At 58.7% G+C, this 13,640-nt stretch carries 16 protein-coding genes; 10 read left to right on the forward strand and 6 right to left on the reverse strand.

From position 1 onward, the window contains the following. Positions 1-2: 2 nt before the first annotated feature. Together mlaE and mlaF are read right to left on the reverse strand one after the other, a co-directional pair. Positions 3-782, reverse strand: coding sequence for a lipid asymmetry maintenance ABC transporter permease subunit MlaE (gene mlaE, locus BN1117_RS07730; protein WP_040096259.1), 780 nt, complete (start codon positions 780-782; stop codon positions 3-5). Then, positions 782-1,582 (reverse strand): phospholipid ABC transporter ATP-binding protein MlaF, encoded by an 801-nt coding sequence (gene mlaF / locus BN1117_RS07735; protein ID WP_040096261.1) that lies wholly within the window; start codon positions 1,580-1,582, stop codon positions 782-784. The genes mlaE and mlaF overlap by 1 nt, the downstream gene beginning before the upstream one ends. A gap of 207 nt (positions 1,583-1,789) precedes the next feature. Between mlaF and BN1117_RS07740 the strand changes: the two genes are divergently transcribed. The 10 genes from BN1117_RS07740 to npr all read left to right on the forward strand — a co-directional run bounded on the left by BN1117_RS07740 (position 1,790) and on the right by npr (position 8,607). Beyond that, positions 1,790-2,785, forward strand: a complete 996-nt coding sequence (locus BN1117_RS07740) for a KpsF/GutQ family sugar-phosphate isomerase (protein WP_040096263.1) — start codon at positions 1,790-1,792, stop codon at positions 2,783-2,785. Continuing rightward, positions 2,785-3,339: a 3-deoxy-manno-octulosonate-8-phosphatase KdsC gene (gene kdsC, locus BN1117_RS07745; protein ID WP_040096265.1), complete on the forward strand. Its 555-nt coding sequence runs from the start codon at positions 2,785-2,787 to the stop codon at positions 3,337-3,339. Before BN1117_RS07740 ends, kdsC begins: the two co-directional genes overlap by 1 nt. Continuing rightward, complete coding sequence (gene lptC, locus BN1117_RS07750) at positions 3,336-3,896, forward strand: LPS export ABC transporter periplasmic protein LptC (RefSeq protein ID WP_040096266.1); 561 nt, start codon at positions 3,336-3,338, stop codon at positions 3,894-3,896. The genes kdsC and lptC overlap by 4 nt, the downstream gene beginning before the upstream one ends. After that, a complete protein-coding gene (lptA, locus tag BN1117_RS07755; protein WP_040096268.1) occupies positions 3,883-4,410 on the forward strand; it encodes a lipopolysaccharide transport periplasmic protein LptA in 528 nt (175 codons plus the stop codon). Before lptC ends, lptA begins: the two co-directional genes overlap by 14 nt. Before the next feature lie 3 nt (positions 4,411-4,413). Next, positions 4,414-5,139, forward strand: coding sequence for an LPS export ABC transporter ATP-binding protein (lptB, locus tag BN1117_RS07760; protein WP_040096270.1), 726 nt, complete (start codon positions 4,414-4,416; stop codon positions 5,137-5,139). A gap of 65 nt (positions 5,140-5,204) precedes the next feature. Next, a complete protein-coding gene (locus BN1117_RS07765) occupies positions 5,205-6,644 on the forward strand; it encodes an RNA polymerase factor sigma-54 (RefSeq protein WP_040096271.1) in 1,440 nt (479 codons plus the stop codon). Between the two features lie 21 nt (positions 6,645-6,665). Beyond that, entirely contained in the window at positions 6,666-6,953 is a 288-nt protein-coding gene (gene hpf, locus BN1117_RS07770) for a ribosome hibernation promoting factor (protein ID WP_005336323.1), read from the forward strand. A 2-nt stretch (positions 6,954-6,955) separates the two neighbouring features. Next, a complete protein-coding gene (gene ptsN, locus BN1117_RS07775) occupies positions 6,956-7,402 on the forward strand; it encodes a PTS IIA-like nitrogen regulatory protein PtsN (protein ID WP_040096273.1) in 447 nt (148 codons plus the stop codon). Between the two features lie 45 nt (positions 7,403-7,447). Further along, positions 7,448-8,314: an RNase adapter RapZ gene (rapZ, locus tag BN1117_RS07780; protein WP_040096275.1), complete on the forward strand. Its 867-nt coding sequence runs from the start codon at positions 7,448-7,450 to the stop codon at positions 8,312-8,314. Positions 8,315-8,334: 20 nt separating this feature from the next. Next, the gene (npr, locus tag BN1117_RS07785) at positions 8,335-8,607 is read left to right on the forward strand and encodes a PTS phosphocarrier protein NPr (protein WP_005336318.1); all 273 of its coding nucleotides are present in this window, start codon (positions 8,335-8,337) and stop codon (positions 8,605-8,607) included. Between the two features lie 17 nt (positions 8,608-8,624). Here the strand turns inward: npr and BN1117_RS07790 are convergent, their stop codons facing one another. The 4 genes from BN1117_RS07790 to BN1117_RS07805 form a co-directional block, all read right to left on the reverse strand. After that, positions 8,625-10,529, reverse strand: coding sequence for a BglG family transcription antiterminator (locus tag BN1117_RS07790; RefSeq protein WP_040096276.1), 1,905 nt, complete (start codon positions 10,527-10,529; stop codon positions 8,625-8,627). Between the two features lie 110 nt (positions 10,530-10,639). Then, entirely contained in the window at positions 10,640-11,380 is a 741-nt protein-coding gene (gene dagF / locus BN1117_RS07795) for a 2-dehydro-3-deoxy-phosphogluconate aldolase (RefSeq protein ID WP_040096278.1), read from the reverse strand. Then, positions 11,380-12,495, reverse strand: a complete 1,116-nt coding sequence (locus BN1117_RS07800; protein WP_040096280.1) for a DgaE family pyridoxal phosphate-dependent ammonia lyase — start codon at positions 12,493-12,495, stop codon at positions 11,380-11,382. Before BN1117_RS07800 ends, dagF begins: the two co-directional genes overlap by 1 nt. Continuing rightward, entirely contained in the window at positions 12,479-13,618 is a 1,140-nt protein-coding gene (locus BN1117_RS07805) for an amidohydrolase/deacetylase family metallohydrolase (RefSeq protein ID WP_040096282.1), read from the reverse strand. The genes BN1117_RS07800 and BN1117_RS07805 overlap by 17 nt, the downstream gene beginning before the upstream one ends. Between the last annotated feature and the right edge of the window lie 22 nt (positions 13,619-13,640).

The following is a 13,640-nucleotide window of genomic DNA, read 5'->3' on the forward strand; positions in this document are numbered from 1 at the left end:
CCTTATCCAAACATGACTGCAGTGAGTATAAAATCCAGGCCGAGCACGGCGAGGGATGAGTGGACCACGGTACGGGTCGTGGCCTGACTGATCCCGGCCGAGGTCGGCTTGGCATCATAACCGTTAAAGAGCGCAATCCAGGTAACCACCAGGGCGAAGATCAGGCTCTTGATGGCGCCCTGCATGATGTCTTCACCCCAATCGACGGAGGCTTGCATGGCAGACCAGAAGCCCCCTTCGTCTACGCCGAGCCAGTCTACACCGACCAGTTTGCCGCCGAAGATGCCGATCAGGCTGAACATAAAGGCCAGCAGCGGCATGCTGATGACGCCAGCCCAGAAACGGGGGGCAACCACCCGGCGCAGCGGGTCGACTGCCATCATCTCGAGGCTTGAAAGCTGTTCGGTGGCCTTCATCAAGCCAATTTCAGCGGTCAGGGCTGAACCGGCACGGCCAGCAAACAGCAGTGCCGTGACCACAGGGCCCAGCTCCCGCAGCAGGGAGAGGGAGACCAGCGGCCCCAGACTCTGCTCGGCGCCAAAATCCTTCAATACGTTGTAACCCTGCAGCGAGAGCACCATGCCGATAAACAGGCCGGAGACCAGAATGATGGCTACCGACTGCACGCCCACTACATAGAGCTGCTGCACCAGCAGCGGGAAGTGCTTGCGCGGCTCGGGTTTGCCCACCAGCGCATGAAACAACATGATGGTGGCGCGGCCGACGGAGCTGATGAAGTGCACTCCGACCCGCCCCAGCTTGCTTATTTGATTTATCAACATCAGAGATCCTGTAGCAGATCGCCTGCCGGAAAATGAAACGGAACAGGACCATCGGGCAATCCTTTGAGGAACTGCTCGACTTCGGGATTGTGCTCCTCGCGCAGCTGATCCGGGGTGCCGTGCGCTACGACTTTACGATTGGCAATGATGTAGGCGTAATCGGCGATGCTCAGCACCTCGTTCACATCGTGAGTGACGATGACAGAGGTGATGCCGAGGGCATCGTTCAGCTCCTTGATCAGCTTGACCAGCACCGCCATGGTGATGGGATCCTGCCCGACGAACGGCTCGTCATACATGATGAGATCGGGGTCAAGGGCGATGGCCCGAGCCAGCGCCGCCCGGCGCGCCATGCCGCCGGAGAGCTCGGAGGGCATCAGTTTCGCCGCGCCGCGCAAGCCCACCGCCTGCAGCTTCATCATGACGATGGTGTGGATCAGCTCCTCCGGCAGGCCTGAGTGCTCCCGCAGTGGGAAGGCTACGTTGTCGTAGACCGTCATGCCGGTAAACAGGGCGCCGCTCTGGAACAGCATGCTCATCCGCTTGCGCACTTCATAGAGGCGCGAACGGGAGAGGGTGGGGATATCCTCCCCGTCAAACAGAATCTGACCGGACTCCGGCTTGAGCTGGCCACCGATCAGCCGCAGCAGGGTGGTTTTACCGATGCCGCTCGGGCCCATGACGGCGGTCACCTTGCCACGAGGAATGGTCAGGTTGATCCCGTCATACAACAGCCGATCTCCGTGACTGAAGGTCAGATCGGAGATGGTGATCAGGTCATTGTTCAAACAATTGTCCATCCGGTGTAAATGAGGTGCGAATTTTATGGGCTAGTCTAGGTCTAAGCAACATCAAGGAACAACTATTGAACAGGCTGCCAGCCTATTTGCACGACAGTTTTCTGTAACAAAGTGCGTCATTGGGAGCGGGAGTTGCCATCCGATTCGCTTATCCGGGCAGACTTTTTTATAATCCCGCAGCTAATTTCGGCCCGGAGCTGTGCCTTTATGTCTGTAAAGCCTGAGAAAGTGTCTGAACTGTTCGATTTTCGTCGCAGTGCCCGTGCGGTGCTGGACACCGAAAAGCAAGCCATTGATGGACTCTACCAGTATCTGAACGACGCCTTCGACAAGGCGTGCGAGATGGTGCTGCGCTGCGGTGGCAAGATAGTGGTCACCGGCATGGGCAAGTCGGGCCATATCGGCAGCAAGATCGCCGCTACCCTCGCCAGTACCGGCACCCCGGCTTTCTTCCTCCACCCGGGGGAAGCGAGTCACGGTGATCTGGGGATGATCTCCAGCGGCGACCTTATCATCGCTATCTCCAACTCCGGTGAGAGCGACGAAATCCTGGCCCTGCTGCCGGTGCTCAAGCGCCGCGGCATTCCGCTCATCTGCATGACCGGCAATCCCGCCTCCACCATGGCCAAAGAGGCCAACGTGCACCTGTGCATCAAGGTGGAGAAAGAGGCTTGCCCGCTGGGTCTGGCACCTACTTCCAGTACCACGGCAACCCTGGTGATGGGAGATGCCCTGGCGGTCGCCCTGCTGGAAGCGCGCGGTTTTACCGCCGATGACTTCGCCCTCTCTCACCCGGGCGGCTCTCTTGGCAAGCGGTTGTTGCTGCGGGTCGGCGACCTGATGCACCGCGGCGAGCTGTTGCCCCGGGTGGGGATAGATGCCACCATCAGCCAGGCGCTGCTGGAAGTGAGCCGCAAAGGGCTCGGCATGACGGCGGTGGTCGATGACAATGGCCTGCTGGCCGGGCTCTTTACCGACGGCGACCTGCGCCGCATTCTCGACCAGCAGATCGATATCCATCACACCCCCATCAGCCGTGTGATGACGGCCAACTGTGTTACCGTAGGCCCGGAGATGATGGCGGCAGAAGCCGTCAAGCTGATGGAAACGAGAAAAATCAACGGATTACTGGTAGTGGATGAAGAGAAGCGCCCGCTCGGCGCCTTCAACATGCACGACCTGCTGAAAGCCGGAGTAATTTGATGCAAAACGTACCGACCCTCTATGGTCCGGTGACGCGCAGCCAGTTCGACAAGGCGGCGCAAATCCGCCTGCTGGTGTGCGATGTGGACGGGGTGCTCTCCAACGGTCTCATCTACATGGGAAACAGCGGCGAAGAGCTGAAAACCTTCTGTACCCGCGATGGTGCGGGCATGCGGGCGCTGCTCAATGCCGGGATCGAGATCGCCATCATCACCGGGCGCAACTCCCGTATCGTCAGCGATCGGATGAAAAGCCTGGGTGTGGCTCACGTGGTGCAGGGGGCTGATAAAAAGCTGCCTCATTTCGAGGCGTTGCTGGCCAAGCTGGGGCTGAGCCCGGAGCAGGCTGCCTATATGGGCGATGACACCATCGATCTGCCGGTGATGGCCGCCTGCGGCCTGGGTATCGCGGTGGCCGATGCTCATCCGCTGGTGTTGAGCCGTGCCGATATGGTGACCCGGCTTGGCGGTGGCATGGGCGCGGTGCGCGAGGTGTGTGACCTCATTTTGCAGGCGCAGGGCCACGACGATTATCAGCCCGAGGCCTCGGTATGAGCAGACAGACCCTGTTGTTTGCCCTGCTGTTTCTGGTCGCGCTGGTTGCCTGGCAGTTGGGCAAGGTTGAGCTGGTGCCGGAGAGCGCCGTCAAAATCGAAAACTATCAGCCGGATTTTGTCGCCAAAGATTTGGTGACCACCCGTTTTGATATCAATGGCAAACGCACCGAACGGCTGGAAGCGACCTACGCCGAGTATTACCAAATCCTCGAGCAGGCCACCTTCGACAAGCCGGTAGTCTATTTATATGACGATCAGGGTGCCGCCGAGTGGAAAGTCACCGCTGAAACCGGTGTGCTCAATACAGATGACAACGTGATCCTGCGGGACAAGGTGCATCTGGCTGGTCTGCTGCCCACCGCCTTTATCTCCACGCTGGATACTCCCTATCTGGAGCTGGATCTGGTGACACAAGATGTGCGCAGCAACCGGGAAGTGAAGATTCTGGGTCAGGATTTCCAGACCCAAGGGGTTGGCCTTAAGGGCCATCTGGACCGCAAATATTTTGAGTTACTGGATCAAGGCCATGCCATTTATTTCAATGAAAAACGCTAATCTGGCCCTCGCAGCCCTGTTGTTGTGTGGTGCGGTGACTGCCAAAGAGTCCGACTTTGCCGAGAAGGTCTACGTTGATGCCGTCAAACAGGTGGCCGAGATGCAGGATAACCGCATCACCTTCGAAGAGGACGTGACCATCAATCAGGGGACTATCCGGATCAAGGCCGACAAGGTGGTCGTGACCCGTTCCGGTGAGAAAGGGGCCGAGGTAATGACTGCCTACGGCAAACCCGCCACCTTCTTCCAGATCCTGGATAATGGCAAGCCGGTCAATGCCCACGGCAACACCATCCGCTATGAGCTGAAGAACCGGCTGGTGACCATCACCGGCAACGGTCAACTCAAGCAGGAAGATAGCCAGGTTAATGGTGATCTGATCCGCTATGACATCGTCAAACAGCAGATGATTGCCGAGAGCAAGAGCCCGAGTCAGCGGGTCAAGACCGTGTTCCTGCCGGATCAGGTAGAGAATTTCGACAAGCCCGCCGACCAGCAGAAGCAGGGAAAATAAGCCATGGCAGTGTTAAAGGCAGTGGGCCTGCAGAAGAGCTACAAGCGCCGCATGGTGGTGAGTGACGTCAGTCTTGAGGTGGGCACCGGTCAGATTGTGGGCCTGCTCGGCCCCAACGGGGCGGGCAAGACTACTTCGTTTTACATGATCGTAGGGCTGGTACAGCGCGATGCCGGTCTCATTACCATCGACGATCAGGATATCAGTCTGCAGCCCATGCATGTGCGTGCTCGCAACGGCATCGGTTACCTGCCGCAAGAGGCTTCCATCTTCCGTCGCCTGTCGGTGTTCGACAACCTGATGGGGGTGATGCAGACCCGCAAGGGGTTGAGTCGTGAGGAGCGTGAGGACAAGGTTCAGCAGCTGCTGGAAGAGTTCAACATCACTCACATTCGTGACAGCCTGGGTCAAAGCCTCTCCGGCGGTGAGCGTCGCAGGGTCGAGATTGCCCGTGCGCTGGCGGCCGAACCACGTTTTATTCTGCTGGATGAGCCCTTTGCCGGGGTTGACCCGATTTCTGTGATAGACATCAAGAAGATCATTCAGCATCTGAAAGATAGGGGCCTTGGCGTCTTGATTACCGACCACAACGTCAGAGAGACTCTGGATGTATGTGAGAAGGCCTATATCGTCAGCCACGGCAAAATGATTGCCGAAGGTGCCCCGGCTGATATCCTCGCCGATGAACAGGTCAAGCGCGTCTATTTGGGCGATCAATTCAGTCTATAGTAAGGGAGCATGCCTTCTTTGCCTTTGCCGAGAGCCTCGCTGAACATAAGGATATCCCGACGTAGATGAAGCCGACATTACAGTTGCGTCTCGGTCAGTCCCTGACCATGACGCCGCAATTACAACAAGCGATTCGTCTGCTCCAGCTCTCCACACTGGAACTTCAGCAGGAAATTCAGCAAGCGCTCGAAAATAACCCTCTGCTGGAGCAGGAAGAGAGCGAGGCGCAAGAGACCAGCCCGGAAGCGGTGGTTGATGCCAGTCAGATGGATTCCAGTGAGGCCATGGCTCAGGAGCAGATGCCGGACGAGTTGCCGGTGGATACCACCTGGGACGAGGTTTACTCTGCCGGCACCGCCCAGAGCGCTGGCCCCATCCACGATGGGGAAGATAGCGTCTATCAGGGTGAAACCACCGAAAACCTGCAGGATTATCTGCTGTGGCAGATGCGCCTTACCCCGTTCAGCGATGTGGATGCCGCCATCGCGCTCGCCATCATCGATGCCATCGACGAATCGGGTTATCTGACCGTTGCGCTGGAGGATATCCAGGCTGCCGTCACCAGCGATGACGTAGAGGTGGAGCTCGATGAGGTCGAGGCAGTGCTCAAGCGGGTGCAGCATTTCGATCCGGTCGGCATTGCTGCCCGCTCTGTGCAGGAGTGTTTGCTGATCCAGCTGGATCAGTATGACCCGCAGACCCCCTGGCTCAACGAGGCCAAAGAGGTGATCCTCGAGCACATGGAGCTGCTCGGCAACCGGGATTACCGCACCCTGGCTCGCAAGACCAAACTCAAGGAGGGCGATCTCAAGGAGGTGCTGGACCTGATCCAGCTGCTGGAGCCGCGCCCCGGCAACGGCATCATCCAGAGTGATTCGCAGTATGTGATCCCGGATGTCTCCGTGATCAAAAAGGGCAGTAAGTGGGTGGTCGAGCTCAATCCCGACTCCTCCCCCCGTATCCGGGTCAACGAGACCTATGCTGCTATGGTCCGCAATGCCCGCAGCAGCACCGACACCCAGTTTATCCGCTCCCATTTGCAGGAAGCCAAGTGGTTCATCAAGAGCCTGGAAAGTCGCAATGACACCCTGCTGAAAGTGGCCAGTTGTATTGTCGAGCAGCAACAGGGCTTTTTCGAGTATGGTGAAGAAGCGATGAAGCCCATGGTGCTCAATGACATCGCCGAAGCGGTGGAGATGCATGAGTCGACCATCTCTCGGGTGACGACCCAGAAGTACATGCATACCCCCCGTGGTATCTTCGAATTGAAGTTTTTTTTCTCCAGCCATGTGAACACCGAAGGAGGAGGAGAGTGCTCATCGACCGCAATTCGCGCGCTCATCAAGAAGCTGGTCACGGCAGAGAATCCTGCCAAGCCGTTAAGTGATAGCAAGATCGCGGATTTGCTGGCCGAACAGGGTATTATGGTGGCGAGACGCACGATCGCTAAGTATCGCGAATCCTTGTTTATCCCACCTTCCAATCAGCGCAAACGCCTGGTTTAGGCAAAACAAAAGGATGATGTTATGCAAATTAACCTGACCGGACACCATGTCGAGATCACCGAAGCTCTGCGTGATTATGTGAATAACAAATTTGCCAAACTCGAGCGTCACTTCGACCACATTAACAATGTTCATGTGGTGCTTAGCGTGGAAAAACTGAACCAGATAGCGGAAGCCAAATTGCACGTCAGTGGCGGCGAAGTGTTTGCCAACTCTGAACATGCCGATATGTATGCTGCGATAGACACCTTGCTCGACAAGCTGGACAGGCAGATTATCAAGCACAAAGATAAGTTAAATAAAAAATAACCATGCAACTTGAACACATACTGAGTCGGGACTGCACCAAGAGTGCAGTCCCTTGTACCAGCAAGAAACGCGCCCTCGAAATCATCAGTGAGCTGGCCGCCGAACGTCTTGGCACCTCCCGTCAGGCGTTGTTTGAATGTTTGCTGGCCCGCGAAAAAATGGGCAGCACCGGGATCGGTGCCGGTATCGCGATCCCCCATGGTCGCATAGACGATCAATTCCCGCCAACCGCGATCCTGATGACCTTTGCCGACCCTATTCCTTTCGACGCCATCGACAATCAACCGGTTGACCTGCTATTTGCTTTGCTGGTGCCGGAAAGCGAGTGCAAGCAGCATCTCAAGACCCTTTCTCTGATGGCTTCCAAGCTTGGTGACAAGGCGGTATGCCGCCAGTTGCGTCAGGCAAGCAGTGACGAAGAGCTCTATCAGATCATGACCTCGGCCTGACAGCAGGCCAAGGATGAGACACCCGTTTTGGCGTGAGGGAACAAGATGCAGTTAATCGTGGTAAGTGGTCGCTCGGGCTCCGGCAAAACGGTAGCCCTGCGAGTGCTGGAAGATCTGGGTTACTACTGTGTGGACAACCTGCCGGTCAATCTGCTGCCCCAGCTGATTGTCTCGGTCGAGAGCCAGTATGACAAGCTGGCGGTCAGTATCGATGTACGCAACCTGCCTAGCGATCCGGAGAAACTGGAAAATCTGCTGGCTCAGGTGCGCAATGAAGGGCGGGTGGAGTTTTCCAGTTTCTTCTTCGATGCAGACAATACAACTCTGCTCAAGCGTTATGGCGAGAGTCGCCGCCTGCACCCCCTGTCACGCAACAAGCTGTCGCTGGACGAGGCGATCCGGGAAGAGACCAATCTGCTGGCCCCCATCTCCTCGAGCGCTGACCTGCGCATCGACACTACCAGCCTCAGCATTCATGACCTGAGTGAACTCATCAAGACCCGGGTGCTTGGCAAGAAAGAGAACGAGCTGGTGCTGGTGTTCGAGTCATTTGGCTTCAAATATGGCATTCCCAAAGATGCCGATTTCGTGTTCGATGCCCGCTTCCTGCCTAACCCGCACTGGATCCCCGAACTCAAGCCGTTTACCGGCAAGGATGAGCCAGTCGCCAACTATCTCTCGGCACAAGCTGACGTGATGCTTTTTACCCAGCAGATCGAAAACATGCTGGTGACCTGGTTGCCCCATCTGGAGCGCAACAATCGCAGCTACCTCACGGTTGGCATCGGTTGTACCGGTGGTCAGCACCGCTCGGTCTTTATTGCAGAGCGGCTGGCCAGCGCGTTCCGCCTGCTTGGTAAGAACGTGCAGATCCGCCACCGCACTCTCGACAAGAGTGCCCCCCAATCCTGACGGACCAATAGGACGACCCGATGACTGTTTCCGCCTCGGTTGAAGTGAAAAACAAGCTGGGTATTCATGCCAGACCGGCCATGATGCTGTTCGAGTTGGTGCAGGGATTCGATGCCCACGTACTGCTGCGCAATGAAGATGGTGTGGAAGCCGATGCTGACAGCATCATCGGCCTGCTGATGCTGGATTCTGCGCAAGGGCGGCAGGTGGAAGTACAGGTTGAGGGGCCCGAAGAGGTCGAGGCCCTGGCCGCCGTGGTGGAGCTGTTCACCTCCGGCTTCAATGAGGAGTAGTTACTCCTCGTTTTATGTTATGAACCGGTACGCGCCAGCGCTTTGAAGCTGGCAAAATCCCGACAAGCCAGCAGATTCCTGCTGGCTTTTTCGTTCATCAGTGCCAGAAACAGGTCGTAGAGACCCATCGCCTCCTCGTAGTCGGCCTTGCTGATGGCCAGCACGAAGATGAGCGTTGCGATTTCACCACTCCCCCAGTCAATCCCCTGCGGGGCCAGCACGGTGTAAACCAGAGTGCGGCGCGCCAGCAGACCGAGGGAGTGGGGCAGGGCAATCCCTTCTCCCAACATGGTGGAGACAATCCGCTCCCGCTCCTGCAGTGAGGCTCTGAAGCCGCTCTCCACCAGATCTTCCGCTTCCAGCTGATCACAGATGCGGGCAAACAGTTCGGCCTGGGTAAGGGGTTCTTTGACCACCATGAAGTGGTCGGCATCGAAATATTTGTCGAGCATGTAGGGGCGGGTGCGGTCGATCAGCACCAGCTTGCCAAGCTGCTCCAGCTGGTATTGGGTCGGGAAGGGGGCAACGAGTACCACGGGGGCGTTTTTTTCGTTCACCTTGACGGTACTGATGACAAAGTCCTGCGCGATCTGCGCCAGTCCTTCATAATCCCGCACCGATTCAAGCGTGGTCAGCTGCAACTGGGGATACTCCCGCTTGATGCGTGCTTCCAGCACCCGGAAGGTGGCGTTGCCCGCATCGCAAAGCAATAGCGCCTGCGGGCGGCGGGTGTAGCCGATATCGTAATGGCGCTCCAGCCCGACCCCGATATGGATCACCAGATAGCCGATCTCGTGGTGGGTCAGCCGGTAGGGGGTCTGCTTGATCCACTCCGAAATGGCCGCCAACGTGATGTCATAGGCGAGGGGGTAGTACTGCTTGATGTGATCGGCCAGCGGGTTGTGGTTGCCAATCTGGTATTTGACCCGTAGCAGCATGGCGCTGATATGGGTTTGCAGGTCGGCCCGCAGCTGTTGGTCGTCTCGCAGGTCGTAAGGGTAGTGTTGATGAATGTAGGTCAGCAGATGTTCCACCAGCTGTTCGCTCTCGGCGGCCATTGCCGGGCTGAGCTGGGGAGTATCGGCAATCAGGCGCGCCTGGATCTGGATACCGAGACCGGCGATCTCGTCCTCTACGGGGGGCGTCAGGGTTGGCAATGCCGCATATATATCGCGAGATACTGCCAGCAGCGGTAGAGTCAGGTCCTCGCTGGCGAAGTGGCGCAACTCGTGACCGGATGCCTGACGCAGCAGGGCAACGGCGCAGTAGATGGCGAGCTGCTGCAGGCTCTCGTCAGCGAGACGCAGCTGATGTCGGGCAAGCTGGGCATGGATATGATTGCCCACTACCTCCATCGTCTTGCTGGGGCAGAGATTGGGTAGCAGGGTTTGCAACTGGTTGTTGTGCAGCAATTCCTGATAGAGCAGTTGGGTCAAACAGGCCCGGATCGCCGTCTCCTCCCCCTGAATGCGCATCCCCAGGCGGGGTTTGCTCTCGACACTGAGCCTGAAGTGGCTGAGTTGCTCACGGACTTCCGCCATATCCCCCTGCAGTGCCGCCCGGCTCAGATACCAGGTATCAGCCAGCTCATCGAGCTTGATCCCCTGCTCTGCCGTCAATAGCAGGATCTGCAGGTGCAGCACCCGCTCGCGGCTGGTGCGTGGCAGGCCGCTATCCTGACCCTGGGCCGCCAGCAGAGCGTCGAACAGTCCCTGATTGTAGATTTTCAGCTGGTAGCCGCTGCCACGCTGGTGGATTAGGTGAGCACCGTGCGTGGCAATCAGTTCGTTGAGGGTCGCCACATCGGTGCGCACCGTGCGGGTGGAGACATTGAGGCGGCGAGCCAGCTCCTCCTGTGGCAGCGGTTCGGCATGGAGCTGGATCAGCAGTTGATGGAGCCTGGGGTGTGGCAGCTTGATCATAGAGGGTATGCAAGACTCCTGTTGCGAGATAAAGGGTCGATGTTAACAAGTGGGTCATCAACAAGCCAGGCACCGGTCAGTGATTAAACCGGCGCCCGTGACTGCTGCCATCAGGCCAACAGTCGTTTCACTATGGCCAGCAGAGTCCGCACATCCTCGGGGCGAGTGTGCCCGCTCGCGCTGTCGATGATGGAGCTGTAGACGTGCGGGATCACCTTCTCGACTCCGGCGTCCAGCGCAATCCGCACTATCTCCTCGAAGTTCTCCAGATCGATGCCGCCGGTGGGCTCCAGCCAGAAGTTGTTGCGGGCACAAGCCTCGGCCACTGCCTGATACTCGTCGCGGCAGGCCAGTCCACCCATGGGGAAGAACTTGACCGAGCTGCCGCCCATGTCCTTGAGCAGGGCAATGGCGGTATCGATGGGCACGATGCCATCCGGCTGCCCGGCGCTGAGTGGACCGGTGGAGATCTTCACCATGCCCGGCCTGCCGGTAGGGGAGATCAGCCCATTCACCAGCGTTTGTGACTGGCCGAGCAGCGCCCGGCTGGCGCCGACACCGGTGAACACCTGATTGACGTGCTGGGGCTGCAACTGGCAGGCCAGTTCGGCCACCATGGCCGATTGGCGCGGATCCCCGGCGCCCAGCCCGATGGAGAGGGCGTTGTCGATAAGCTTGGCGTACTCCTTCATATCGGCAACTGCGGAGGGAATATCCGGGTAGTTTTTGGAGAGCACACCGACCAGCACGTGGCCTTCAGCTGCGTCGTACACCTCGACGGCATTCTCCTTGGAACCTGCCAGCACGTTGAGACAGACCCGATCACGGTAGTAGTTGGGGGTAAGGGACATCAGCGATTCTCCTGAACGAGGTTGGCAATGGCGGAGTGGATTTGGTCGAGCTGGGGCACGGTGACGCTGCGCACATCGATCTCGATATGCCCCTCGTTGGCCTTGTAGCCACGACAGTAGATGGCAGGCGTGCCCTGTTGCAGACGGGTGACAACCTGCACTGTGGTCATGCCGATCTGCTGGTGGTCAAAGGCGATATCGGTGCGGGCGATGTCACGTCCTGCGCTGTCCCATGCCACCTTGGCGGTGACGCCGGGCAGCTGGTTTAGGCGCTCGATAAAGGGGCTCATCTTGGCGACCATGGCGGCGCCGCTCTCTTTCTCTTTGACCAGATAGCGCTCGATGGCGTGGGTCAGGCCGAGGATCCCCTCCTTGCCCACCTTCATGGCGCGACCGATGCCATTGGCCTGCTGTTTGACCCACTCCACGTACTGACGCTTGCCAACTACCAGCCCGCTGGTGGGCCCTTCAATGGCCTTGGCGCCGCTGTAGATGACCAGGTCCGCCCCCTGGTTGTAGTAGAGGCGCAAATCCTCTTCGGCAGCCGCATCGACGATGAGCGGGAGCCCGTGGGCCCTGGCGACCTCGGCGGCTTCTGCCACCGACAGAATGCTCTTCTGCACGCAGTGGTGGGACTTGATGTAGAGGATGGCTGCTGTGTTGGCATTGATGGCGGCTGCCAGCTGGGAAGGGGAGCACTCGTTGGCGTAACCGGCTTCCACTACTTTGCCGCCACCCAGATTGACCATGGTGCCGACCGGGGCGCCGAAGTTGACGTTATGCCCCTTGGGAAGCACGATTTCACTCGGCACCTCATGGTGATGGGCATGCAGGTGCTCAAGGCGATAGGGGTCGCCGCGCACTATCATGGCGGCGACTGACTGGGCGATGCCGGCGCTGGCGCAGGAGACCACCACCGCATCTTCCACATCCAGTAAACCAGCCAGATAGGCGCCGGTCTTGTTGACCAGATCCTTGACCTCGAAGTAGTGGCCGAGGCCAAAATTGACCGCATCGACCACCTCCTGCTCGGGGGTGGAGACGCCGAGAATGGTCATGCGCCCGGAGGCGTTGATCACCGGTTTGAGCTGATATTTCTCATAAACAGAAGGCATGGTGTGATTTCCCATAGTGAGTCAGAACCAGTTCGCCACCGACCAGGGCGGCGAGAGGCTGCAGTTGTTGGTCACCGCTGCGGGACTGGGCTTCGGTATCCATAAACAGGGTCGGGCCGCTGGTGACCTCGAACAGGGTCAGGTCGGCATCGGCGCCCACCTCGAGCCGCCCCTTGCCGGAAAGGCGCAGGGCATCGGCGGCCTGATGGGTGACGCAGGCGATCACCTGCTCCAGCGTCATGCCGATGGCGAGAAACTTCGACATCACGTGGGCCAGACTGTAGACCGGCCCCTTGATGCGGTTCTTGCAGTAGATGTCGGAGCTGATGGTGCGGGGCAGGATCCCTTGGGCAATGGCCAGCTCCGCCACCTCGAAGCTGAAGCTGGCGCCGCCGTGGCCGATGTCGAGCAAAAGGCCCCGCTGCATCGCCTCGCGCACCGCCTGACGCAGCTCGCCAGCCGGGGTCAGAATGCGGTTCGGTTTGCCATTGAAGCAGTGGGTCAGCAGATCGCCATCCCCCAGCAGGGCAACTATCTCGTCCAGATCCGGCGGCGTGTTGCCCACGTGCACCATCATCGGCAGCTGGCCGTGAGCCTGTTGCAGGGCCTTGGCCATGCGCAGCGGTTGCAGACCGTTTTCTCCGACCACGCTGCCGCTCATCCTCGCCTTGATGCCGACAATAAAATCGGGGTGGCGACGAATGGCTGCCGAGGCGAGATCCATATCGAGGTCCCGGCTATCCGCCAGCTCGTTCTGGCGTAGCAGACCGATGCGGGAGATGTTGAGCAGGGCATGCACCCGGGTCTTGCAGCCCGCAGCGATCTGCTGGAAGTCATCCACATCGTCGGCTCCGGTGCTGCCGGCGTCGATCACGGTGGTGACGCCGGACTCTACGCCCACCTTGTCCGGCTCATCGTGATAGATGGGGGAGGCGGGGTAGCAGTGGGTGTGGCCATCGATCCAGCCAGCGCTCACATGCACCCGGCCGCCGAGATCCAGGACCTGCTGGGCCGTTGCGGTCTCCGGCAGGGAGCCGATGGCGACGATTTTGCCCTCCTTGATGGCAATATCGACGAGCTGGCCATCTCCCTGGCGCCCGGCTCTGATGATGATGTCGTACATGCTGATAACCTCTGGCGAGCCG

Source organism: Aeromonas australiensis, from assembly GCF_000819725.1.
Classification (GTDB): domain Bacteria; phylum Pseudomonadota; class Gammaproteobacteria; order Enterobacterales; family Aeromonadaceae; genus Aeromonas; species Aeromonas australiensis.

What these genes read in the sequence shown, in the direction of transcription:
- lptC (WP_040096266.1), top strand. Translation starts at nt 3,336, where the DNA reads ATGAGCAGACAGACCCTGTTGTTTGCCCTGCTGTTTCTGGTCGCGCTG.
- lptA (WP_040096268.1), top strand. Translation starts at nt 3,883, where the DNA reads ATGAAAAACGCTAATCTGGCCCTCGCAGCCCTGTTGTTGTGTGGTGCG.
- hpf (WP_005336323.1), top strand. Translation starts at nt 6,666, where the DNA reads ATGCAAATTAACCTGACCGGACACCATGTCGAGATCACCGAAGCTCTG.
- dagF (WP_040096278.1), bottom strand. Translation starts at nt 11,380, where the DNA reads ATGTCCCTTACCCCCAACTACTACCGTGATCGGGTCTGTCTCAACGTG.
- npr (WP_005336318.1), top strand. Translation starts at nt 8,335, where the DNA reads ATGACTGTTTCCGCCTCGGTTGAAGTGAAAAACAAGCTGGGTATTCAT.
- BN1117_RS07805 (WP_040096282.1), bottom strand. Translation starts at nt 13,618, where the DNA reads ATGTACGACATCATCATCAGAGCCGGGCGCCAGGGAGATGGCCAGCTC.
- rapZ (WP_040096275.1), top strand. Translation starts at nt 7,448, where the DNA reads ATGCAGTTAATCGTGGTAAGTGGTCGCTCGGGCTCCGGCAAAACGGTA.
- BN1117_RS07765 (WP_040096271.1), top strand. Translation starts at nt 5,205, where the DNA reads ATGAAGCCGACATTACAGTTGCGTCTCGGTCAGTCCCTGACCATGACG.
- BN1117_RS07790 (WP_040096276.1), bottom strand. Translation starts at nt 10,529, where the DNA reads ATGATCAAGCTGCCACACCCCAGGCTCCATCAACTGCTGATCCAGCTC.
- lptB (WP_040096270.1), top strand. Translation starts at nt 4,414, where the DNA reads ATGGCAGTGTTAAAGGCAGTGGGCCTGCAGAAGAGCTACAAGCGCCGC.
- BN1117_RS07800 (WP_040096280.1), bottom strand. Translation starts at nt 12,495, where the DNA reads ATGCCTTCTGTTTATGAGAAATATCAGCTCAAACCGGTGATCAACGCC.
- BN1117_RS07740 (WP_040096263.1), top strand. Translation starts at nt 1,790, where the DNA reads ATGTCTGTAAAGCCTGAGAAAGTGTCTGAACTGTTCGATTTTCGTCGC.
- mlaF (WP_040096261.1), bottom strand. Translation starts at nt 1,582, where the DNA reads ATGGACAATTGTTTGAACAATGACCTGATCACCATCTCCGATCTGACC.
- mlaE (WP_040096259.1), bottom strand. Translation starts at nt 782, where the DNA reads ATGTTGATAAATCAAATAAGCAAGCTGGGGCGGGTCGGAGTGCACTTC.
- ptsN (WP_040096273.1), top strand. Translation starts at nt 6,956, where the DNA reads ATGCAACTTGAACACATACTGAGTCGGGACTGCACCAAGAGTGCAGTC.
- kdsC (WP_040096265.1), top strand. Translation starts at nt 2,785, where the DNA reads ATGCAAAACGTACCGACCCTCTATGGTCCGGTGACGCGCAGCCAGTTC.